Origin of the sequence: Nocardiopsis endophytica (assembly GCF_027706725.1) — a bacterium.
In the GTDB taxonomy this organism is placed as follows: domain Bacteria; phylum Actinomycetota; class Actinomycetes; order Streptosporangiales; family Streptosporangiaceae; genus Nocardiopsis_A; species Nocardiopsis_A endophytica.
Window position 1 is genome coordinate 1 of record NZ_JAQFWQ010000116.1, and the last position, 21,469, is coordinate 21,469.

Annotated in this window: 17 protein-coding genes and 1 tRNA gene; 10 read left to right on the top strand and 8 right to left on the bottom strand. The window is 73.2% G+C overall.

Features of this window, described 5'->3' with window-relative positions; translation table 11 throughout:
- Positions 1-316, bottom strand: a 316-nt coding sequence (locus O4J56_RS27110) for an Hsp70 family protein (protein WP_270689721.1), incomplete at its 3' end; no start/stop codon positions are given.
- Positions 317-712: 396 nt separating this feature from the next.
- On the opposite strand from O4J56_RS27110, the gene O4J56_RS27115 reads away from it, so the two are divergent.
- The 5 genes from O4J56_RS27115 to O4J56_RS27135 all read left to right on the top strand — a co-directional run bounded on the left by O4J56_RS27115 (position 713) and on the right by O4J56_RS27135 (position 5,284).
- Positions 713-1,633: a TetR/AcrR family transcriptional regulator gene (locus O4J56_RS27115; RefSeq protein ID WP_270689736.1), complete on the top strand. Its 921-nt coding sequence runs from the start codon at positions 713-715 to the stop codon at positions 1,631-1,633.
- Positions 1,630-2,532, top strand: coding sequence for a BKACE family enzyme (locus O4J56_RS27120; RefSeq protein ID WP_270689722.1), 903 nt, complete (start codon positions 1,630-1,632; stop codon positions 2,530-2,532). Before O4J56_RS27115 ends, O4J56_RS27120 begins: the two co-directional genes overlap by 4 nt.
- A 160-nt stretch (positions 2,533-2,692) precedes the next feature.
- Complete coding sequence (locus O4J56_RS27125) at positions 2,693-3,712, top strand: 3-hydroxyacyl-CoA dehydrogenase NAD-binding domain-containing protein (protein WP_270689723.1); 1,020 nt, start codon at positions 2,693-2,695, stop codon at positions 3,710-3,712.
- The gene (locus tag O4J56_RS27130) at positions 3,709-4,146 is read left to right on the top strand and encodes a thioesterase family protein (protein WP_270689724.1); all 438 of its coding nucleotides are present in this window, start codon (positions 3,709-3,711) and stop codon (positions 4,144-4,146) included. Before O4J56_RS27125 ends, O4J56_RS27130 begins: the two co-directional genes overlap by 4 nt.
- Before the next feature lie 256 nt (positions 4,147-4,402).
- Entirely contained in the window at positions 4,403-5,284 is an 882-nt protein-coding gene (locus tag O4J56_RS27135) for an SAM-dependent methyltransferase (RefSeq protein ID WP_270689725.1), read from the top strand.
- Positions 5,285-5,629: 345 nt separating this feature from the next.
- Here the strand turns inward: O4J56_RS27135 and O4J56_RS27140 are convergent, their stop codons facing one another.
- From O4J56_RS27140 to O4J56_RS27150, 3 genes are all read right to left on the bottom strand, one after another.
- Positions 5,630-6,100, bottom strand: a complete 471-nt coding sequence (locus O4J56_RS27140) for a helix-turn-helix domain-containing protein (RefSeq protein ID WP_270689726.1) — start codon at positions 6,098-6,100, stop codon at positions 5,630-5,632.
- 136 nt (positions 6,101-6,236) lie between these two features.
- The gene (locus O4J56_RS27145) at positions 6,237-7,112 is read right to left on the bottom strand and encodes a dienelactone hydrolase family protein (protein ID WP_270689727.1); all 876 of its coding nucleotides are present in this window, start codon (positions 7,110-7,112) and stop codon (positions 6,237-6,239) included.
- Positions 7,113-7,512: 400 nt separating this feature from the next.
- Positions 7,513-7,585, bottom strand: a tRNA-Asn gene (locus O4J56_RS27150).
- 186 nt (positions 7,586-7,771) lie between these two features.
- On the opposite strand from O4J56_RS27150, the gene O4J56_RS27155 reads away from it, so the two are divergent.
- The 3 genes from O4J56_RS27155 (at position 7,772) to O4J56_RS27165 (ending at position 9,921) form a co-directional block, all read left to right on the top strand.
- Complete coding sequence (locus O4J56_RS27155; protein ID WP_270689728.1) at positions 7,772-8,122, top strand: hypothetical protein; 351 nt, start codon at positions 7,772-7,774, stop codon at positions 8,120-8,122.
- Between the two features lie 231 nt (positions 8,123-8,353).
- Positions 8,354-8,839, top strand: a complete 486-nt coding sequence (locus tag O4J56_RS27160; protein ID WP_270689729.1) for a hypothetical protein — start codon at positions 8,354-8,356, stop codon at positions 8,837-8,839.
- 248 nt (positions 8,840-9,087) lie between these two features.
- Entirely contained in the window at positions 9,088-9,921 is an 834-nt protein-coding gene (locus tag O4J56_RS27165) for a hypothetical protein (protein WP_270689730.1), read from the top strand.
- Between the two features lie 1,319 nt (positions 9,922-11,240).
- Here O4J56_RS27165 and O4J56_RS27170 read toward each other — a convergent pair.
- Complete coding sequence (locus tag O4J56_RS27170) at positions 11,241-14,171, bottom strand: FAD-binding and (Fe-S)-binding domain-containing protein (RefSeq protein ID WP_270689731.1); 2,931 nt, start codon at positions 14,169-14,171, stop codon at positions 11,241-11,243.
- 130 nt (positions 14,172-14,301) lie between these two features.
- Between O4J56_RS27170 and O4J56_RS27175 the strand changes: the two genes are divergently transcribed.
- Positions 14,302-14,835 (top strand): pyridoxamine 5'-phosphate oxidase family protein, encoded by a 534-nt coding sequence (locus O4J56_RS27175; RefSeq protein ID WP_408639181.1) that lies wholly within the window; start codon positions 14,302-14,304, stop codon positions 14,833-14,835.
- A gap of 459 nt (positions 14,836-15,294) precedes the next feature.
- On the opposite strand, the gene O4J56_RS27180 is transcribed toward O4J56_RS27175, so the two are convergent.
- From O4J56_RS27180 to dnaG, 3 genes are all read right to left on the bottom strand, one after another.
- The gene (locus O4J56_RS27180) at positions 15,295-16,644 is read right to left on the bottom strand and encodes a glycoside hydrolase family 18 protein (RefSeq protein ID WP_270689733.1); all 1,350 of its coding nucleotides are present in this window, start codon (positions 16,642-16,644) and stop codon (positions 15,295-15,297) included.
- A 205-nt stretch (positions 16,645-16,849) separates the two neighbouring features.
- Positions 16,850-17,998 carry an RNA polymerase sigma factor RpoD gene (gene rpoD, locus O4J56_RS27185; RefSeq protein ID WP_270689737.1) on the bottom strand — a complete coding sequence of 383 codons (1,149 nt, stop codon included), beginning with the start codon at positions 17,996-17,998 and terminating at the stop codon, positions 16,850-16,852.
- A gap of 71 nt (positions 17,999-18,069) precedes the next feature.
- Positions 18,070-19,953, bottom strand: a complete 1,884-nt coding sequence (dnaG, locus tag O4J56_RS27190; RefSeq protein WP_270689734.1) for a DNA primase — start codon at positions 19,951-19,953, stop codon at positions 18,070-18,072.
- 134 nt (positions 19,954-20,087) lie between these two features.
- Between dnaG and O4J56_RS27195 the strand changes: the two genes are divergently transcribed.
- On the top strand, positions 20,088-21,437 hold the full coding sequence (locus O4J56_RS27195) for an extracellular solute-binding protein (protein WP_270689735.1): 1,350 nt from the start codon (positions 20,088-20,090) through the stop codon (positions 21,435-21,437).
- Positions 21,438-21,469: the final 32 nt, after the last annotated feature.

Here is a 21,469-nt window from a genome sequence, read left to right on the forward strand (position 1 = left end):
AGGCCTCGGCGTCCCGCTTGAGCTTCTGCAGCACGAACGCGCTGATCTGCTGCGGCGTGAAGGCCTTGCCGTCGACCTCCGTGCTCCAGTCCGTGCCCATCTCCCGCTTCACCGACGTGATGGTCCGGTCCACGTTGGTCACGGCCTGCCGTTTGGCGACCTCTCCGACCAGGGACTCGCCGTTCTTGGCGAAGGCGACGACGGACGGGGTGGTCCGTGCGCCCTCGGCGTTCGCGATGACGGTGGGCTCGCCGCCCTCCAGGACCGAGACGACCGAGTTGGTCGTTCCCAGGTCGATACCGACCGCACGTGCCATGAGCAGATTCCTCCGCCGACTGTTCGCGATTCAACACATATGGCGCAGACAAGTTGAGCCCATCGGACACAACCCGTGACCGCTCCCCACAGACTGCCCGACGCCGCTCCGTGCGTCAATCAGGGTGAGCCCAGAGCACTCAACTTTGATGAGTGATCTTGCGGAGGCGGCGTCCGGGGCCCGCGGACGGCCCACCCCCCTGCGGCCGACCGCCGGTCCGGCTTCGCGCGCCGAATGCCGCCCTGTCCCTTTCTGATTCGACAGTCAGTCGGATCGCATCGCCGCAACGGCCCGGATTCAGCCGATACACGCTGCGACGATCCGGAGTGTTCGCATCCCGGCGACGTTGCGATTATCGCCATCGCCCTGCTAGCGTCACCCCCCGTGACCGACCACATGGAGGGCCTGCGCCACCGGGTCCGCGACGTGATCCGGCGGTCCGGGCGCCCGCAGCGCGAGTTCGCCGCCGTCATGGGCCTGGAGGCCTCGAAGCTCTCCAAGTCGCTCAGCGGCACCCGGCGCTTCACCGCCGAAGAGCTCATCCGCATCGCCGACACCGCCGGGGTGACCGTCAACTGGCTGCTGCACGGCGACGACGCCGCCGACGGCGGCGTCTCGGCCCCCCGGGTCGCGGTGGCAACCGAGCCGCCCCCCGACGCCGGGCGGGACGTGCGCGCCGCGCGCGAGCAGGGGCGGCGGCGCCAGATCACCGACGCCGCCTGGCGGCTCATCGCCGAGCGCGGCTACCACTCGGTGCGCACCGCCGACATCGCCGCCGAGTGCGGGGTGTCCAGCGCCGCCATCCACTACCACTTCCCCACCCTGCGCGAGCTGCTCGACGAGACCCTGCGCTCCTCGGTCAAGCAGGCCTTCGACCGCCAGGTCGCGGTCCTGCACGGCATCGAGGACGCGCGCGAGCGGCTGCACCGCCTCATCGAGCTGCAGCTGCCCTCCCCCGGGCACCTGGCCCGGGAGTGGTCCATCTGGATGCAGGTGTGGACCGAGTCCGCGCTCGACCCCGCGATGCGGGAGCTGCACGCCGACTCCTACCAGCGCTGGCACGACACCATCGCCCGCACGCTGCGCGACGGCGCCGCCTCCGGCGCCTTCCGCGCCGACCTGGACGCCGAGGCGATGACGGTCCGCCTCACCGCCCTCATCGACGGCCTGGGCATCCAGGTGCTCACCGGGCGCCCCGGGCGCACCGTCGAGGGGATGCGCACCGCCCTGCACGACTTCGTCACCACGCAGATCGAGCCGCCGGCCGGCGGCGCACCGGCCACCGAACACCCGCACACGAGCGAGGGATCCCCGTGAACGAGACCATGAACACCGAGGTCATCCTGACCGCGGCGCTGACCGGCGCCGGGGACACCGTGGGCCGCAGCCCGCACGTCCCGGTCACCCCCGAGCAGATCGCCGCCTCCGCGGTGGAGGCCGCCGGGGCCGGGGCCAGCGCGGTGCACATCCACGTGCGCGATCCCGAGACCGGCGCCCCCTCCCGGGACAACGCGCTGTACCGGGAGGTCGTGGAGCGGATCAAGGAGTCCGGCACCGACATCGTCATCAACCTGACCGCCGGGATGGGCGGCGACCTGGAGATCGGCAAGGGCGCCGACCCGTTCGCCTTCGGCGCCGGGACCGACCTGGTCAGCGGGCTGGACCGGCTGCCGCACGTCGAGGAGCTGCTGCCCGACATCTGCACGCTGGACTGCGGCACCCTCAACTTCGGCGACGGCAGCAGCGTGTACATCTCCACGCCGGACATGCTGCGCGCCGGGGCCAGGCGCATCCAGGAGCTGGGCGTGCGCCCGGAGCTGGAGATCTTCGACACCGGCCACCTGTGGTTCGCCAAGCAGATGTACGCCGAGGGCCTCATCGACGACCCGAGCATGTTCCAGCTGTGCACCGGCATCCCCTACGGCGCGCCGGCCGACCCGGGCGTCCTGCAGTCGATGGTGCGGATGCTGCCCGAGGGCGCCGAGTGGGCGAGCTTCGCGATCGGCCGCATGCAGATGCCGTGGGTGGCCCAGTCGGTGCTGCTGGGCGGGCACGCCCGCGTCGGCCTGGAGGACAACCTCTACCTGAGCCGCGGGGTCAAGGCCACCAACGGCCAGCTCGTGGAGAAGGCGCGCGGCATCATCGAGGCGCTGGGCGCGCGGGTCGTCACGCCCGACGAGGCCCGCGCCAAGCTCAAGCTGCGCAGCGCGCGCTGACGCCGGACCCCGTCCCGGGCCGGTGCGGCCCGGACCGGCCCCGTTGAACCGCCCCGGCCCCCTTCGGGCCGCGGGCGGCCCTTTTCGCCTGCCCGGACGCCGTTCCCGGCAGGCACCACCCCCCGTGAGCGGTTTCCCGACGATGAGAAGGATGTGTCCGATGGCGGAGACGAACGGCGCCCCCGCGGCGACGGCCGCGCCCGGCGGGGTGCGCACGGTCGCGTGCGTGGGCGCGGGGGTGATCGGCGGCGGCTGGGTCGCCCACTTCCTGGCCCGCGGCTACGACGTGCGCGCCTGGGACCCGGCACCCGACGCCGGGCGGAGGCTGCGCGGCCTGGTCGCCTCGGCCTGGCCCGCGCTGACCCGGCTGGGACTGGCCGAGGGCGCGTCGATGGACCGGCTGACCGTCACCGGCACGCTGGCCGAGGCGGTCGCCGGGGCGGACTTCGTGCAGGAGAGCGCCCCCGAGCGGCTCGACCTGAAGGTCTCCCTGCTCGCCGAGATCGACGAGGCCGCGCCCGAGCACGTGGTGGTGGGCTCCTCCACCTCCGGCTACTCGATGAGCGAGATGCAGGTCAAGGCCGCCCGGCCGGAGCGCCTGGTGGTGGGGCACCCGTTCAACCCGCCCTACCTGGTGCCGCTGGTGGAGGTCGTGGGCGGGGAGTCCACGGAGCGCTGGGCCGTGGAGTGGGCCTCGGAGTTCTACCGGGCCGCGGGCAAGCAGGTCATCACCATGGACCGGGAGCTGCCGGGCTTCATCGGCAACCGCATCCAGGAGGCGGCCTGGCGGGAGGCGCTGCACATGGTGGCCGAGGGCGAGGCCACGGTGGAGCAGATCGACCTGTCCATGACCGCCGGGATGGGGCTGCGCTGGGCGTTCTTCGGGCCGTGCCTGACCTTCCACCTGGCCGGCGGCGAGGGCGGCATGGCGCACATGCTCGACCACTTCGGCCCGTCGCTGAAGTCGCCGTGGACCCGTCTGGAGGCGCCCGAGCTCACCGCCGGGCTGCGCGACGCCATGGTGGCCGGGACCGACGAGGTGGTGGCCGGCCGGAGCACGTCCGAGCTGATCGAGCAGCGCGACCGCCGGATGATCGCGGTGATGCGGGCGCTGGCCGAGGTCGAGGCCGAGGAGGCCGCCGAGGCGCGGGCGCGCGGGGGCGAAGGGGGCGGCGCGTGAGCGGGCCGCACCTGGTCCAGCGGGTCCGGCCCGAGTGGATCGACTACAACGGCCACCTGAGCGAGGCCTACTACGTGCTGGTGTTCGGGTTCGCCACCGACGCGCTCATGGACCGCGCCGGGATGGACGCCGGGTACCGGGAGCGCAGCGGGTGCTCGCTGTACACGGTCGAGGCGCACGTCCGCTACCTGCGCGAGGTCCCGCCCGAGGCGGACCTGGAGGTGTGGACGCGGGTGGTGTCGGCGGGCGCCAAGAAGGTCCGCGTGTGCCACGAGATGTGGCTGGACGGCGTGCTGCGCGCGACCGAGGAGGTCATGGCGCTCCACGTCGACCAGGTGAACGGCGGCACGGTGCCCTTCCCCGACGAGGTGCTGGCCCGCCTGGCGGACGCGGTCGAGGAGGCCCCCGACTACGCGGGGCGGTCCATCGGCTGACACTTCGGGGCCGTGCCCCGGGCCCGGCCCGGGGCACGGCCGGCGCTCCTGCTTCCTGGGCCCCGCCGGCGGGGGCGGCTCCCGGCCGGAATACCAGACCGCCCCCGGTCGGCGGGGGCCGTGGCCGCATCAGGCCGTTGACCGGGGACGCACCCGTTTCGGGCCGTCCGTCCCTGATCCGACGGTTACCAAGCGCGTCCGCGAGGAATAGACTCCGGAGCACAGCGCTATCCCCCCGGATGACGATGGGACGCCGATGGCCCGACCCGACCCCCCCGAATTCCTGAAGCGGACCGGCCAGAAGTACACCGAGCCGCCCGACATCGACCTGACGAAGCCGTCGATCGCGCGTGTGTATTCGTACTTCCTCGGCGGCAAGGACCATTTCGAGGCCGACCGCGAAATGGCGAACTACGCGGAGGGGGTCGTCCCGGGCGTCACCGACCTGGCGCTGGGCAACCGGGCGTTCGTGCAGCGCGCGGCGCGCTACCTGGCGACCGAGGCGGGGATCGAGCAGTACCTCGACATCGGCTCGGGCCTGCCCACCGACGGCAACGTGCACGAGGTGGTGCACGAGAGCACCCCGCACGGCCGCGTGGTGTACGTCGACAAGGACCCCATGGTGCTGGCGCACGCGCGGGCGCTGCTGGCCGACAACAACACCACGATCGTCCTCAAGGCCGACCTGACCGCCCCCAAGGCGGTGCTGCAGGAGGCCGTGGCGACCGGGCTGATCGACCCGGACCGGCCGGTGGCGCTGATGCTCGGGGGGATCCTGCACCACCTGCAGGACGAGGAGGACCCGGGCGGAATCACCCGCGAACTGTGCGATGCGCTCGCCCCGGGAAGCCACCTCGTCATCAGCCATTTCTGCCGCCCCGACGCCGTGCGCTCGCCCAAGAGCGCGAAGAGGGCCGAGGCACTGCAAAAGGCGTTCATGGAGAAGCTCGGCCACGGCCTGTGGCGCACTCGGGAGGAGATCCTCTCCTATTTCCAGGGGTGGCCGCTGGTGGAGCCGGGACTGGTCCCCCTGAACGACTGGCGCCCCCTTCCGAAGGAGAGCGCACAGGCGGGGAACTACGTGATGCCGCCGCGCAACAAGCACATCATCATCGGCGCCATAGCGAAGAAGCCATAAGGCAGGCGCCCCGGCAGGCGAGGGAACCGGACCACCCGCTCCCTCGCCTTCCCGCGCCCCGGCACGACACGACTCACCTGAGATGACGCCGCACCTCGGCCGCGAACCGCGGGACACCCCCCTGTTCGAGCCTGGTCAGTACACCGGGGACGGTGGTCGGCTCCCGGCGGTACGAGCCGGCCTGTTCCTCCAGGACCCTCATGGTGAGCCCGGGGTCAGGACGTCGGCCGACCAGAGGCGGCGGTAGGTCCCCGTCTCTGCCGGGCGGAGCAGGGTGTCGGAGAGATACGCGGGGTACATGACGCACGTGTCGAGGAGGGCGGGGAATGCCACGGATCTCCGACCTCACCGGGTGTCACGGGGCGTGGACGTGGCCTCGTACAGGCCCGCATCCTCGCCTTCCGCGGCCATATCGTCGAGGACCCGCCGACGGTCACGCCGTGTGCGCTCTTGATAGGCGAGGATGTCCCGGAGCAGGACCCTGCGGTGGCGCCCGCGCATCGTGAAGGGGATCTCCCCTTCGGACAACAGCCGCACCAGAGTGGGCCGGGAGATGTTGAGCAGGTCGGCGGCCTCCTGTGTGGTCAGCATCGTATTGTGCGGAGCGATCGACACCGCCAACCCCTGGGACAGGGCTTCCACGACGCCGCAGAGCGCCTCGTACAGTTCGTCGGGGACCTCGATCTCCGAACCGTCCGGACCCACGAGGCGGGCCTGTCCGGGGCGGTCCGGCCCGCCCAGTTCATGGGCGAACCTCGCCAGTGCCGACGGATCGTCGGGCGGGAGGACCGTGTGTTCCCGGAGTGTGCGCGCCATACCCCCATGGTAGCGATATTCGAAAAAAACGAAATGTCTCCGAGTCGGCGTGCCGTCCCGACGACCGCCGGTGGGATGCGCCGTGGGGCCCACAGGTCTCCCCGTGGGCCCCACGTGGGTGCTCTGCCGTGGCTCTCTAGGCGAGGGGGTCGTAGGGGCACGTGTTCTCGTACCGGGAGATGCCGGAGGGGTCGGCCATCTCCGGGCACAGGAACTGCGTGTACCGGGTGTCGTTGTCGATGAAGATCTTCAGCCAGGGGATCGTCAGGCGCGTCACGTCCGTGTTGCCGTAGGTGGGGAAGCCGTGGCCGCCTCCGGCGAGCTGGACGTAGGCGCCGGGGGTCCCGGCGGGCAGGCTCGCGTACAGCCGGTCGAGGTCGCCCGGAGTGATGACCCCGTCGTCCTCGGCGCCCATCACCAGCGTCGGGACCTGGACACCGGAGAGGTCCTGGCTGAACGAGGCCGGCGCGAAGGGCACGGCCGCCTGCAGGTCCGGCCGCTTCGTCGCCGCGTTGACGGCGCCGCCCCCGCCCATCGAGTGGCCCATCACGCCCAGCCGGTCGGGGTCGACCCGGTCGGCGACCGGGCTGTCCTGGGTGAGGTAGTCCAGCGCCGCCAGCAGCTGATCGCCGCGCGCGTCGTCCCAGTCCTGGGGGCTGTTGGTGTCGATGCCGATGACGACGAACCCGAAGGAGGCGATCCAGTGGCCCATCCAGGCGCCCTCGTCGTCCCACTTGGCGGTGTAGCCGGGCACAACGGCGACCGCGCCCCAGGTCCCCAGGCTGGTGTCGGTGGGGTAGTAGATCTTCCCGCCGTTGAACCCGTGGCCGGGCTGGACGTCGACCTCGTCGGTGGCGAACGTCCCCGACGGGGCCGAGACGCTCTCCAGCGTGGGGTCCGGACCCCGCCGGTAGTCCTCCTGAGCGGATGCGGGCGGTGCCACGACCAGCGCCGTGACCAGGCCGATGATGGCCGCGACGAGGGCGGCCCCGATTCTGGCCGTTGATGGCATGTCGCGTTCTCTCCTTCTTCTCCGTGGCATGTCGGATCGACGGACTCGGGAAGGGGCGCGTGCGAGCCCTTGCGCGACGGAGCCGCGGCCGTCCACCGGTCGGCCGGACGGGATCATCAGGGCGACGCCCGGCACGGCGTTGAGCGCCGGGGCGTGGGAAGGGGGCGGGGGCAGGGGTGGGGATGAGGCCGCCCGGCCCGAGCGGGGGGCCGGTCCGAGCAGCAGGGGGCGATGCCTTCCGTCGTGTGCTCGCTGCGGCTCCCAGAACCCTGGGAGCGCTCCCAGATGAGCGAAAAGCTATCAAGGGGTCACCGAACGCGGTCAAGGCCCAGATTTCCCGAGACGGGGGCCGGGAACGCGAAAAGGCCCACAGGTTCCCCCTGTGGGCCTCGCGTGGATGCTCCCGCGACTGGACTCGAACCAGTAACCTGCCGGTTAACAGCCGGCTGCTCTGCCAATTGAGCTACGCGGGATGGTTCTCCCGCCGCCGTTCGGAGGGCCTGTCCCCCGCGGCGACAGGTAATACTCTAGCGCACCTCCAGGCGTGCTCGTGACAGGTCATCCCGCCCCGATCGCCCTTCCCTCGGGCGCCTTCCGGAGCTCGGGCGGCCGCGCGGGGTAACGTCGGACCCATCAGCACTCGACGCCGAGGGGTACCCATGCGCTACCGGATCACCTTCATCGCCGGCCTCGCCGTCGGCTACGTCCTCGGAGCCAAGGCCGGGCGCGCCCGCTATGAGCAGATCGCCGGGGCCGCCCGCAGGGTCGTGGAGAACCCCGCCGTCCAGGAGACCGCGGGCATCGTCGGGGCCCAGGTCGGCAACGCCGGGAAGGCCGTCGCCGCCAAGGTGGGCGAGCGGCTCCCGGTCACCTCCGTCCGGGACTTCCTGTCCCGGCCCACCTCCGAGGAGGAGGCCGAGATGGAGGCGGAGATGGCGGCCGAGGCGGAGGCGTGGGCCGGGTCCAACGGCACCGCCCCGGGAGGCGCCCGATCCGACGCCGAGCGGTGACCGGACCCGGTCACCGCTGGACGCACCCGGACGGCCGAGGGCGGACCGCCGTCCCGCACGGTCCCCTGCGCCCTGGCCGCGTCCCGCCCCGGGGAGGGCGGAGCGCGCGGGCGGGATCGAGGGGACCGTGCCCGTCCCACCCGTAAGCGCTCCCCTGCGGGGCCGGACAGGGTTCCCGCCGCTCCCCCTGCCCCGCTTACCGCCGCGCGGCCGAAGATCTAGGGTGGGCCCATGAGATGGCTCCGCCCCACCGTCCCCCGGGAGGTCCGCGACCGGCTCCGGCTGGAGCGGGGCGAACGCGTGCTGGCGCACGCCGAGTCCCGTGTGGGCCCACTCGTCTCCACCGACCGCGCCCTGCACCTCCCCGACGGTCGCCGCGTCCCCTGGCAGGACATCGACCGTGCGCGCTGGGACGCCGACGGCGAGGCGTTCACCTTCACCGAGGAGGGCGCCGGCGAGCACGTGTACGCCGTCCCCGACCCGGGGCGGCTGGCCGAGACCGTGCACGAGCGGGTCACCGCCACCATCGTGGTCAGCCACCGCGGCGAGCTGCCGGAGGGCGGCGCCGGGTTCCGGCTGGTGGCCCGTCGGCCGCCGGGCGGCACCGAGGTCGACTGGCGGGTCCACCTGGACGACGGCTTGGACCCGGACGACCCCCGGGTGCGCGAGGCCGTCCGGCACGAACTCGCGGCCGTACGCGAGCGGACCGGGGTATGAGCACCCGCCCCGGCCCCGCCGACCCCGGCCCACCCGGTTCCGTGCGGCCGGAGTCGGACGATTCACCGTTTTTCACCGCCCCTCGGAACATTCCGCCCCCACATGGGCTCTAACGTTGGGAAAGCCGGTCACGGTCCGCGCACTCTCCGGTACCGGACTCCCCCCGACCGCCACCGCACCGCGGTCCCCGAGCCGCACCGGAGCGCCGACTGAACGGCACGCCACACAGCGTCGTAGACAGGAGAACCATGGGGTCCCCGAACCCTCCCGTCCCACCGCACGGCCCCTCAGACCCGTACCGCAACCCCGGTGCCGGGCCCGCCCCGGGGCAGGGCGCCCCGGGTGCCCCCGGCGGCCACGGCGCTCCCGGAGCCCCGGGGGCTCCGGGCGTCCCGCCCGGGCAGAACCCGCCCGGCGCCCGGCCGACCCCTCCGGCCGGAGCACAGCCGCCCGGCGGCGTCCCCGGCGGCCATGCACAGGGCCCAGGCGGGCCGACCGGCCCCGGCGCCCCTGGTCCCGGCGGTCCCGGCGGCCCCGGCGGGCCGCAGATCCCGTGGGACAAGCAGCCCGCGCCGTCGTCCGCCTCCCGGAAGAAGCCGACCGGCCTGATCGTCGCCCTGGCCGTGGTCGCCGTGCTCGCCCTGGTGGGCGGCGGCGGAACCGTGTACTTCTACATGCAGAACGAGGAGACCACCAGCCAGCTGAACAGCGCCAACGACGAGATCGAGGCACTCGGCGGCGAGATCGAGGGGAACGAGGAGGAGGCCAAGCAGCGCGAGCAGGAGGCGCAGGAGGCCTATGAGGCCGCCGACCTCCCGGGCCTGTACAGCGAGGTGGACACGCTCAGCGCGGACCTCGAGACCTCGATGCAGGACTTCGCCGAGGCCTCCGCCGACGACGGCGCCAGTGTCGACCAGATCGAGACGCTGTTCAAGAACATGTACGACTGCCTCGGCGCCCGCGAGGAGTACAACATGGGCGCGGCCGAGCACGCCGCCCTGCTGGAGGAGAACGACCCCGACCTGCCGACGTACCTCTCGGAGGACGCCTACCCCTGCGGCCGGGACTTCTGGGGCGTGTGAGCCCGCGCAACACGCCCCCGGCCCACGGGCCCGGCACCTGATCCCCTCGGGTGCCGGGCCCGTTCCCGTCCAGGCCGCAGCCGGCGGCCCATGCGGCAGCGTCGTCGGCCGAGGCGGGTGTGCATGGTCCCCGTAGATAGCAGCGACGGCAACAACCGGGCGGTCCCCCACCCCTGCCAGCCGTGCGGCGGGCCCCTCGCGGTCCAGGCGGGCGGCACAGCAGGTCCCCCACTCCAGGCCCCCAGCCGAGCGGCGGGCCACCGGAGTGCAGCGTCGAGAGCAGCGACGACTGAAGTGGGCGGCCCCTAGTGCAGCGCTGTCGGTCGAGGCGCGTGTACGTGGTCCCCGTGGAGGGCGGCAACGGCAACAGCCGGGCGGTTCCCCGACCCTGCCAGCCGTGCGGCGGGCCCCTCGCGGTCCAGGCGGCAACGCGACCAGGTGGACGCGTGCTCGCCCGCGCTCGTGGCGCCCGCACCCCCGGCGCGCCCTCCTCGTTGATCTCGGGAAAAACGCCCCTACCAGGCCGGTTTTAGCGTCGCTTCTCCCGAGATCAACGAGGGGGCAGCGGCGCGGGGCGCACTGGTGTTGATCTCGGGGAAGTCGGGCTTATCGTGTCCGGTTCAACCCCGAGTTCCCCGAGATCAACGCGGAGAGGGCCTCCCGGGCGGCCCATACCGGGCATAACGGGCGACAGATGACGGGGCCGGGCATCCTGCGTCGTGGAATCGACACTTTTCGGCTGATCAGGCGTCGATTTCACGACACAGGATGCCCCCACACCCCCTCACCCGCCCCTCGGCGATGATCTCGACGAAGGTGCTGCCATTCCGGCGGTTTTGACAGCACTCCTGTCGAGATCATCGCGGAGTAGGGGCGCACCGGGGCGGCGGCCGCCACGAACGCGGACGACCACGCACCCTGCCCACCGCGCCGCCCACCCGGACCGAGAGCAGCCAGACGGACGGCAAGCAGCGCCCGGGAACCGCCCCGCTTCTGCCGTCGCCGCCCTCCCCGGCGACCACGCACACGCGCCTCGGCCGACAGCGCTACCGGAAGGGCTGCCCACCTCCGTCGTCGCCGCCGACCACCCCACACTCCGACAGCCCGCCGCCCGGCCGGAACCGTGAGCGGGGGACCGGCCCAGCCGCCCACCTGACCGCGTCATCCACCCGCACCGCGAGAGCCCGGAACCCGAGACCGCGGTTCTGGTGTCGGTCCCCCGAGATCAACTGCGGAAGGGGGCCGGGTCGGCGGGCCGACCCGGCCTGTCGGAAATGGCGCCACTCCAGCGCCGCGCTGGGCACGTGCCCCGAGCGCCCCTACCCCTTCGGGAGGCCGCTCGCCAGGGCCTCGGCCAGGTGGACGGCGGTGCGGCCGGTCTCCTGGGCCACCTGGGTGCGGCAGCTGAAGCCGTCGGCCACCACCATCGTGTCCGGCCCCGCGCCCCGCACCTCCGGCAGCAGGGACTGCTCCCCCACCGCCTTGGACACCGCGTAGTGCCCCTCCTCGAAGCCGAAGTTGCCCGCCAGGCCGCAGCAACCCGAGTCCAGCACCCGCGTGCGGATACCCGCCCTGTCCATCAGCTCCCGCTCCGCGTCGTAGCCGATGACCGCGTGCTGGTGGCAGTGCACCTGCGCCAGCGCGTCGCCCGCCACCTGCGGCGGCTCCCAGTCCGGGGCGGCCTCGCTCAGGAACCCCGCGAGCGTGTGCACCGACGCCGCCGTCCGGTCGGCGTCCTCCCCCGGCAGCAACTCCTTCAGGTCGGTGCGCAGGGCCGCCGTGCAGCTCGGCTCCAGCCCCACGACCGGCACCCCCGCCCGGGTGAACGGCTCCAGGGCCCGCACCGACCGCCGCATCACCCGGCGGGCCACCCCGAGCTGCCCCGTCGACACCCATGTCAGGCCGCAGCACACCGGCCCCTTGGGCAGCACCACCCGGAACCCGGCGCTCTCCAGCACCCGCACGGCGGCCGCCGGGACCCGCGGCTCCAAGTAGGTGCCGAAGGTGTCCGGCCACAGCACCACCGCGCCGCGGTGCCCCGGCGCCGGGGGCCTCCGGCGGAACCAGCGGGTGAAGGTGGTGCGGGGGAACGACGGCAGGTCCCGCTCCCGGGCGATCCCGCCCGCCCGCTTCACCAGGGCCGACAGCCCCGGCGCACGGGCCGCCCGGTCGACCTCGGCCGGGGCCAGCGCCGCCAGCCGCGCCCACACCGGCAGCCACCCCATCGAATAGTGCGACGCCGGACGCAGCCGCCCCTTGTAGTGGTGGTGCAGGAACTCGGCCTTGTAGGAGGCCATGTCCACGTCGACCGGGCAGTCGCTCAGGCACCCCTTGCACGACAGGCACAGGTCGAGGCTGTCGCGGACCTCCTCCGAGCGCCACCCGTCGGTGACTACCTCGCCGTTGAGCATCTCGAACAGCATCCGCGCCCGCCCCCGGGTGGAGTGCTTCTCCTCCCGGGTGACCTGGTAGCTCGGGCACATCACGCCGGGCCCCTCGTGGCGGCGGCACTTGCCCACCCCCGAGCAGCGGCGCAGCGCCTTGGCGAAGTCGCCGCCGTCCTCGGCGTAGGAGAGCACGGTCAGCGGCGCCCGCCCCGAGGCGGGCACCCGCAGGTCGGCGTCGAGCGGGCGCGGGGCGACCACCGCGCCGGGGTTCATCAGTCCGTCGGGGTCCCACACCCTCTTGAACGCGCCGAAGGCCTCCATCAGCTCCGGGCCGTACATCCGGGGCAGCAGCTCCGAACGGGCCCGCCCGTCGCCGTGCTCGCCGGAGATGGACCCGCCGTGCGCCACCACCAGGTCGGCGGCGTCCTCCATGAACGCCCGGTAGTTCCGCACGCCCGGCTCCGTGCCCAGCTCGAAGTCGATGCGCACGTGCAGGCAGCCCTCGCCGAAGTGGCCGTAGACGACGCCGTCCCGCCCGTGCCGCTCCATGAGGCGGTCGAACTCCCGCAGGTAGGAGCCGAGCCGCTCGGGCGGCACGGCGGCGTCCTCCCACCCCGACCAGGCCTCGGCCCCGGAGGCGGTGCGGGAGGTGAGCCCGGCCCCCTCCTCGCGGATCCGCCACAGGGCGCGGGCCTGCGCCGGGTCGGTGACCACCGCCGACCCGGAGGGGCGTGCGCCGCCCTTGAGGGCGGCGACCAGGGCGCGCCCCGCGGCGGCGGCCGCGCCCGCGTCCTCCCCGGCCAGCTCGACCAGCAGCCACGCGCGCCCGTCGGGCAGCGCCACCCCGGAGCGGGCGCCGGGCCGGTCCAGCCCGGCGACGAGCCGCTCGTTGAGCCCCTCCACGGTGAGCGGGCCGTGCGTGAGGATCTCGGGCACCGCGTCGGCGGCGGCCGGGGCGTCGGGGTAGCCCAGCACGGCCAGGGCCTTGGCGGGCGGCGCGGGGACCAGGTTCACCGTGGCGCCCAGGACGGTGACGCAGCCGCCCTCGGTGCCGGTGAGCGCTCGGGCGATGTTGCCGCCGTTCTCCGGCAGCAGCCGGTCCAGGGAGTACCCGGACACCCGGCGGGCCAGCCGGGGCATGCCGGTGCGCAGCGGCTCGGCGTAGGTGTCGGCCAGGTCGCGCAGCTCCGCGTAGACGCGGCCCTCGCGGCCGGGCAGGGCCGCCCGCCGGTCGAACTCCTCCTTGGTGGTGGCGCCCACCCGCATCCGGGTGCCGTCGGCCAGGAGCACGTCCAGCGATTCGACGTTGTCGGCGGTGGTGCCCCAGGCCACCGAGTGCGACCCGCAGGCGTTGTTGCCGATCATGCCGCCCACGGTGCAGCGGCTGTGCGTGGAGGGGTCGGGGCCGAAGGTGAGCCCGTGCGGGGCGGCGGCCTCGCGCAGCCGGTCCAGGACCACCCCGGGCTGCACCCGGGCGGTGCGGGCGTCCGGGTCGACCTCCTCGATGGCGGTCAGGTGGCGGGAGGCGTCGATGACCACCCCGGGGCCGATGGCGTTCCCGGCGATGCTGGTGCCCCCGCCGCGCGGGGTGACGGGCACCCCGTACTCGGCGCAGACGGCGACGGCGGCGGCGACGTCGTCGGTGGTGCGGGGCAGCACCACCCCGAGCGGGACGCTGCGGTAGTTGGAGGCGTCGGCGGTGTACAGGGCGCGGGTGCCGGGGTCGAAGGCCACCCGCCCGGAGACTCCGGACCGCAGGGCGCGCCGGAGGGCTTCGGTGTCGACCCCGCCGGGCGTCCCGGGTGCGGCGCTCCGGGAGGGGGTGTCGTCGGGATCGGCGGTGCCGCTGAGGGTGTCGCGCATGGGCCCAAGCCTGTCGCGGCGCGGCACCGTGTGACAACCGTCCGCCCGCACGGCGTGCCGATTCCGCACCCGCGCTCCTTCCTGACAGAGGATGTCAGGAGGGACGGGGACCCTGGAGGGCATGGACACGATGGAGAAGCAGAGCGGCGCGGCCGGTACGGGGACGGACGAGGGGCGGGGCGTGCCCTGGGCGGTCTTCGAGGAGGAGGCCCCGGAGCTGGCCGCGCGGGTGCGCGGGAGGTTCGAACGGACCCTGCACCACGTGCTGGCCACCCTGCGCTCCGACGGGGCGCCCCGGGTCAGCGGGACGGAGGTGCAGTTCTACGGGCGCCACCTGACCCTGGGGTCGATGCCGGGCGCGGTCAAGGCGCGCGACCTCCAGCGCGACGGCCGGTTCGCGCTGCACGCCAACCCGGGCGAGGTGACCCGGGAGGACGCCGAGGAGGCCATGGGCGACGGGGACGCCAAGGTGTCCGGGACGGCGGTGGAGGTCACCGACCCCGAGGAGCTGGAGGCCTTCCGGGAGGTGGGCGTCCCGCCCGGGCCGTTCCACCTGTTCCGGCTGATGCCGACCGGGGTGGTGCTGACCTCGGTGGAGGACGGCGGGCTGATGATCCGGCACTGGCGCCCGGGGGCGGGCGTGGCCGAGCACCGCAGGACGTGACGGAGCACCGGGAACACGCCGGGTGCGCTCCATGAGCACGGTGAGCGCGCCCGGCACCGTGGACCGACACCGTGGACCGGCGCCGCGAACACCGTAACCGGGCACCGGAAACGCGCCCGGGGCGCTCCATGAGCACCGTGACCGCGACCGGCACCGTGGACCGGCGCCGCGAACGCCATAACCAGGCACCGGGAACACGCCGGGGCATTCCATGAGCAGGGTGAACGCGACCGGCGCCGTGACCGCGGTGACCGGGCACCGGAAACGCGCCGGGGGCGCTCCATGAGCACCGTGACCGCGACCGGCACCCTGGACCGGCGCCGTGACCGCGGTGACCGGGCACCAGGAACGTGCCCGGGGCGCTCCATGAGCACCGTGACCGCTGTGGACGCGCTCCATGACCGCCGTGACCGCTGGGCGCACTGAACGCGCCGGGCGCGGCGGCCTGTGGGGCGCCGCTCAGCCGCCCTCCAGGGATTCGTCCATGGCCTCGACCAGCTCCGCTTCGGGGTCCATGTCCAGGTTCCACAGCATCAGGCCGCCCAGCTCCTCGCGGCGCACGTACGCCCCCTTCATCCGGACGATCTCAGGGGTGTCGAAGGTCCACCACTCGTCGCCGTCGTACAGCCAGTACGCGCCGTGGATCGGGTCGAAGAAGCGCTGGCCCGGGCGGTCCTTCAGGTCCTCGTAGGAGTCGGTGGCCTCCCCGTAGTCGCCCTCGGCCGGCCCCTGGGCCGGGGCGTAGCGGCCGAACCCCTCGGGGGACACCCCCGACCAGCCGCGTCCGAACCCGGGGAAGCCGAGCACCAGCTTCTCCGGCGGCAGCCCGTGGTCGAGCAGCTGGCGCACCGCCCGGTCGCTGCTGGGGTCGCCCTCGTCGCCGCTGGGGGCGTACAGCTGCGAGTGGTGGTCGGTGGTGCGGCTCCACGACCCGGTGAAGTCGTAGCCCTGCACGGTGGCGAAGTCGATCGGCTCGAAGACCGCGGGCTCGTAGCTGCTGTCGATGATCTCGGCGTCGTTGGCCAGCGACACCGACAGCGTGTACTCCTCCCCGGTCTCCTCCTCCAGCGCGTCGAGCTGGCGCCGGAACTCCTGCACGGCCAGGGTGAAGTTGCGCGGGTCGTCCGGGTGCTCGACGTTGTCGGGGTGCCCGGACCCGCCGGGCCACTCCCAGTCCAGGTCGATGCCGTCGAAGACGCCGGCGGCCGCGCCCTCCCCGCCCTGCGGCTCGTCGCCGAGCCGCGGCAGGTCCCCGCGGATCCACAGGTCGATGCAGGAGGACACGAACTCCCGGCGGGACTCCTCGGTGCGCACCGCCTCGGAGAAGTAGGTGGAGGTGTTCCAGCCGCCGATGGAGATGCTCGCCGACAGCGACGGCTCCTCCTCCTGCAGCTTCCGCAGCTGGTTCAGGCTCCCGGCCAGCGCCTGGTCGTAGTCGTCGGCCGCGCCGTCCACGCTCTCCCCGGCGTCGTAGCGGCGCTGGTAGATCTCCCAGGGCTGGTCGGCCTCGGGGTCGATGAAGCACCGCCCCTCGTCGCTGACCTCCCCGAAGGCCCACATCACCCGGGTGAGGCGCTCGGCCGCGCCGCTGTCGCGCATGTCCTTGATCGAGTAGCCGCGGTTGGCGGTGTTCCAGTCGGCGAAGTACGCCAGCCGGCGCAGCCCGTCGCCGTCCTCGCCCCCCGCGCTGGGCGCGTAGTCCACGACGCGGGTGAACGCGCCGAAGAACAGGGCGCCGAGGGCCACTGCCGCGACGACCCCGATGAGTACCCGCCCCTTGCGGGGCTCCGTCCGCCACTGCGCTGACATCACTAAGAAGGTAGCTTCAGGGCCCCGTGCGGAGTACACGGTCGGGCGCACGCGGCCACATCAGGCCGAACCGCCGGGTGCGGGAACCCGGCGGCGCCTCCGGTCGTTCTGCACGGCGCCGCGCCCCCGTCGAGGCGGGGCCGGGCGGCGGACCGGACGGGGACCTTGTCCTCCGGCCCCTCAGGGGCCTCTGGTCCCCCCGCCCTCAGTCCAGGTAGTCGCGGAGCATCTGCGCGCGCGAGGGGTGGCGCAGCTTGGCGAGGGTCTTGGACTCGATCTGGCGGATGCGCTCACGGGTCACCCCGAACTCCCGCCCCACCTCCTCCAGGGTGCGCGGGTGCCCGTCGGCCAGGCCGAAGCGCAGCTGGATGATGCGCTGTTCGCGGTCGGACAGCCCGCCCAGCAGGTCCACCAGGTGGTCCTGGAGCATGATGAAGGCGGCGGCCTCCACCGGGACGACCGCGTCGGAGTCCTCGATGAAGTCGCCGAAGTCGGAGTCCTCCTCCCCGATGGGGGCCTGGAGGGACACCGGTTCCTGGGCGATGCGCTGGATCTCCTGGACCCGCTCGTCGCCGCACCCGAGCTCCCCGGAGAGCTCGGCCGGGGTGGGTTCGCGCCCCAGCTCCTGGTGGAGCCGGCGCTGCACCCGCATCAGCTTGTTGATCGTCTCCACCATGTGCACCGGGATGCGGATGGTGCGCGCCTGGTCGGCGATGGCCCGGGTGATGGCCTGGCGGATCCACCAGGTGGCGTAGGTGGAGAACTTGAATCCCTTGGTGTAGTCGAACTTCTCCACGGCGCGGATGAGCCCCAGGTTCCCCTCCTGGATCAGGTCCAGGAAGAGCAGGCCCCGGCCGATGTAGCGCTTGGCGATGGACACCACCAGGCGCAGGTTCGACTCGATCAGGCGGCGCTTGGCGCGCTCGCCTTCGCGGACGAGGTGGTCGAGGTCCCCGGCGAGCTCGGCGCCCATCTGCGGGGGCACCGGACCCGACCGGGCCTGGCGCAGCTTCTCCGCCGCGAACAGCCCGACCTCGATCGATTTGGCCAGTTCGACTTCTTCTTCTGCCGTCAGGAGCGGAACGCGCCCGATCTCGCGCAGGTAGATCCGTACCAGGTCGCCGGTGGAGGTCCGGCGGCCGGGGTCGGCCGGGGCGGCCTCCTCGGCGACCGGGTCCACGACGTCGACCCCGTGCCGGACGAGTCCGCGGACGACCTGGTCCAGGGCGTCCGGTGACAGGTCCAGCCGCTCAAGGGCCGTGGCGACGTCGGCCACGGTGACCGGTTCCCCGGCACCGGAGCCCGCGACCAGTTGCGCCACCTGCCGGACCGGAGGCGTTTCGCTGGGCAGCACCGATAGAGCCACCCTTACAGTGTGCCCGCTCATGCAGCCGAATAGAGAGAACCAGTATTGTCACCCCGCTGCTACCCCGACCCGGCGATGCGCTCACGCACCGCGCGTTTGCGCTGGCCGGCGGCGAGAAGCTCGGCGAAGACGCGGTTGTACTCCTCGGCGTCGGCGGCGGGGTCCAGCCGGGCAAGGCGCGATTTGAGGTTTGCCTCGGCGCGGTTGGCGGAATGAACAAGGATTGTGTCGATGATGTTGCGGGCGTAGCGTTCGTCCAGCTCGCCGTCGACCTCGACCCGCTCGACCCCCAGCGCGGTGACGAAGGCCCGCCGCTCCTCGTCGGGCGCGGCCTCGCGCAGCCGGGCGGCCCACTGGGCGCCCTCCCCCGCGGCCGCCACCCCGCCCTGGGCGCGGATGAGCTCCAGCACCGCCTTGTGCTGCGGCGCGGTGAAGGCGTCCTCGTCCAGCTCGTCGAAGCCGGCGGCCAGGGCGGGCGCCTGGACCGCGATCTTGAGCGCCTGGCGCTCCCGGTGCAGCGAGGGGTCCCGCAGGTCGTAGGGGGCCGTCCCGGCGGCCCCGGGCGGAGCGGCCGGGGCCGGGCCGCCGCGCGGCCGCCCCCCGCCGGTGCGGGCGCCGCGCACGTGCTGCTCCACCCGTCGCCGGACGAACTCCTCGTCCATGATGCCCAGCCACCGGTCCAGGTGGACCCCGTAGAGCTTGCGCACGCCCTCGTTGCGGATGCTGGCCACGATCTCGGCGGCGGCGTCCAGCCCGGCCATGCGGCCCTCGGCGGTGTCCAGGTCGTAGCGCTCGATGACCTCGCGGACCATGAACTCGTACAGCGGCTTGGCGTCGCCGATGAGATGCTCGACCGCCTCGGCCCCCTTCTGCAGCCGCAGGTCGCACGGGTCGAGCCCGTCCGGCTCGACGGCGACGAAGGTCTCGGCGGCGAAGTTGTGCTCCTCGGCGAAGGCGCGCACCGCGGCCTTGCGCCCGGCCGCGTCGCCGTCGAAGGTGAACACCACGCGCGCGTTGGCGCCGCCCCGGTCCAGCAGGATGCGGCGCAGCAGTTTGACGTGGTCCTCGCCGAAGGAGGTCCCGCAGGTGGCGACGGCGGTGGGCACGCCGCTCAGGTGGCAGGCCATGACGTCGGTGTAGCCCTCGACGATGACGGCCCTGCCGCTGCGGGCCATCTCGCGCTTGGCCATGTCGAGGCCGTAGAGCAGGTGGCCCTTCTTGAAGATCGGGGTCTCGGGGGTGTTGAGGTACTTGGGCCCGTCGTCCCGCTCGGAGAGCCTGCGGGCGCCGAAGCCGACGGTCTCCCCGGTGACCTCGCGCACCGGCCACACCAGGCGGTCGCGGAACTTGTCGTAGGCGCCGCGGCGCCCCTGCCCGCCGAGCCCGGCGGTGACGATCTCCTTGTCGCTGAAGCCCTTGCCGCGCAGGTGGGCGGTGAGCGCCTCCCAGCCGCCGGGGGCGTACCCCACCCCGAACCGCTCGGCGTCGGCTCGGGCGAACCCCCGGTCGGTGAGGAACCGCCGCGCGTGCCGTGCCTCGGGGGCGAGGAGCTTCTCGGCGTAGAACTCCTGCGCCGCGCGGTGCGCCTCGATGAGCCGCTGGCGCTGCCCCTGGTCGCCGCGCTGGGTGTACCCGCCCTCCTCGTAGCGCAGCCGGATCCCGGCCTTGGCGGCCAGGGCCTCGACGGCCTCGACGAAGGAGATGTGGTCCATCTCCTGGACGAACGTGATGACGTCCCCGCCGACCCCGCAGCCGAAGCAGTGGTAGAGGCCCCTCGAGGGGGTGACGTTGAAGGACGGGGACTTCTCGTCGTGGAAGGGGCACAGGCCCTTGAGCGAGCCGCCGCCCGCGTTGCGCAGCTGGAGGTACTCCCCGATCACTTCGGCGATGGGGGAGCGCTCGCGCACGAGGGCGATGTCTTCGTCTCTGATCCGTCCTGCCACGCACGCCAGGGTAGTCCTCGGCCGTGACCGTGGACGCAAAGGCCTCAGGGGACCGTGGATCGGCGGGGCCCACTCGTGCGACATTCGAGTGGCGCACCTCACACGGGCGGGGTGCGCAGATGAGGAGGTGGCCGATGAAGCGGGCACCGGCGGCCGCGGCCGTCCTGCTCCTCGCCGCGCTCCCGGCTGCGGCCGGGTGCGAGGGGAGCGGACGCGACCCCGGCACGGTGAAGGTCGTCTACCAGGACTTCGGCGCGTTCCGCGCGGCGGACGCGATCATGCGCACGGTCAAGGAGGAGTTCGAGGCGGCGAACGAGGGCGTCACCGTGGAGCTGCACCCCATCGAGGCCCCGGCCGAGGACTACCAGACCCAGGTCAACCTGATGAACCAGTCGGCCTCCGAGGCCCCGGACATCCTCTACGAGGACAGTTTCACCATCAACCAGGACGTGGAGGCCGGATACCTGCACCCCCTCGACGAGTACTGGGACTCCTGGGAGGACGCCGGCCAGTACAGCGAGCAGGCCGACGCCGCCGTGACCGCGCGGGACGGGTCCCGGTACGGCGTGATGCTCGGCACCGACACCCGCGGCCTCTGGTACAACCGCACCCTGCTGGAGCAGGCCGGGGTCGAGGTGCCCTGGGAGCCGGAGGACTGGGACGCCGTCCTGGACGCCGCCCGCGCGGTGCAGGACGAGTTCGGCGACGACGTGACCGCGTTCAACCTGTTCGGTGGCACCCCGGCCGGGGAGGTGTCCTCGATGCAGGGCTTCCAGATGCTGCTCACCGGCACCCCCGACCGCCTCTACGACGAGGAGGCGGGGAGATGGGTGGCCGGGTCGCAGGGGTTCGTCGACGCCCTGGAGTTCTACGACACCGTCTACTCCGAGGGCCTGTCCCTGGACACGCGGGACATGCTCAACGCCAACGCCCCCACGCTCAACCTCGAGGAGCGCATGCCCCAGGGGGAGATGGCCATCAGCCTCGACGGGTCCTGGGCCACGCAGACATGGATCGAGGACGGGGCCAGTCCGTGGCCCGAGTGGGAGGAGGAGATGGCCTTCACCGCCATGCCCACCCAGGACGGCTCCGCCCCCGGAGCAACCAGCCTGTCGGGCGGCTGGACCCTGGCCATGGGCGCGCAGACCGCCGACCCCGATCTGGCGTGGGAGGTCATGGCGATGGCCCTGAGCAAGGAGAACGCCACCGAGTTCGCGGTGCGCGGCGCGCAGATCCCGGTGCGGGCCGACGTGGCCGAGTCCGAGGACTACCAGGAGCGCTCCCCCATCGTCCCCGAGGCCAACGAGCTGGTCGACGTGACGCACTTCCGGCCCGCCTACGGCGAGTACCCCCGGGTGTCGCAGGCGGTCCAGCAGGCGACGGAGTCGGTGCTGCTCGGCGACGCCACCCCGGAGGAGGCGGCCGCCGCCTACGACGCCGAGCTGGAGGAGATCGTCGGCGCGGACCAGGTCACCGGTGGGTGAGGGGTCACCGGGGAGACCGGGCGGCGGGGGAG

Bases quoted from the DNA above. Each gene is read 5' to 3' on its own strand.
- O4J56_RS27115 (WP_270689736.1), top strand. From the start codon at position 713: ATGGAGGGCCTGCGCCACCGGGTCCGCGACGTGATCCGGCGGTCCGGG.
- O4J56_RS27125 (WP_270689723.1), top strand. From the start codon at position 2,693: ATGGCGGAGACGAACGGCGCCCCCGCGGCGACGGCCGCGCCCGGCGGG.
- O4J56_RS27135 (WP_270689725.1), top strand. From the start codon at position 4,403: ATGGCCCGACCCGACCCCCCCGAATTCCTGAAGCGGACCGGCCAGAAG.
- O4J56_RS27140 (WP_270689726.1), bottom strand. From the start codon at position 6,100: ATGGCGCGCACACTCCGGGAACACACGGTCCTCCCGCCCGACGATCCG.
- O4J56_RS27145 (WP_270689727.1), bottom strand. From the start codon at position 7,112: ATGCCATCAACGGCCAGAATCGGGGCCGCCCTCGTCGCGGCCATCATC.
- O4J56_RS27155 (WP_270689728.1), top strand. From the start codon at position 7,772: ATGCGCTACCGGATCACCTTCATCGCCGGCCTCGCCGTCGGCTACGTC.
- O4J56_RS27160 (WP_270689729.1), top strand. From the start codon at position 8,354: ATGAGATGGCTCCGCCCCACCGTCCCCCGGGAGGTCCGCGACCGGCTC.
- O4J56_RS27165 (WP_270689730.1), top strand. From the start codon at position 9,088: ATGGGGTCCCCGAACCCTCCCGTCCCACCGCACGGCCCCTCAGACCCG.
- O4J56_RS27170 (WP_270689731.1), bottom strand. From the start codon at position 14,171: ATGCGCGACACCCTCAGCGGCACCGCCGATCCCGACGACACCCCCTCC.
- O4J56_RS27175 (WP_408639181.1), top strand. From the start codon at position 14,302: ATGGAGAAGCAGAGCGGCGCGGCCGGTACGGGGACGGACGAGGGGCGG.
- O4J56_RS27180 (WP_270689733.1), bottom strand. From the start codon at position 16,644: ATGTCAGCGCAGTGGCGGACGGAGCCCCGCAAGGGGCGGGTACTCATC.
- O4J56_RS27195 (WP_270689735.1), top strand. From the start codon at position 20,088: ATGAAGCGGGCACCGGCGGCCGCGGCCGTCCTGCTCCTCGCCGCGCTC.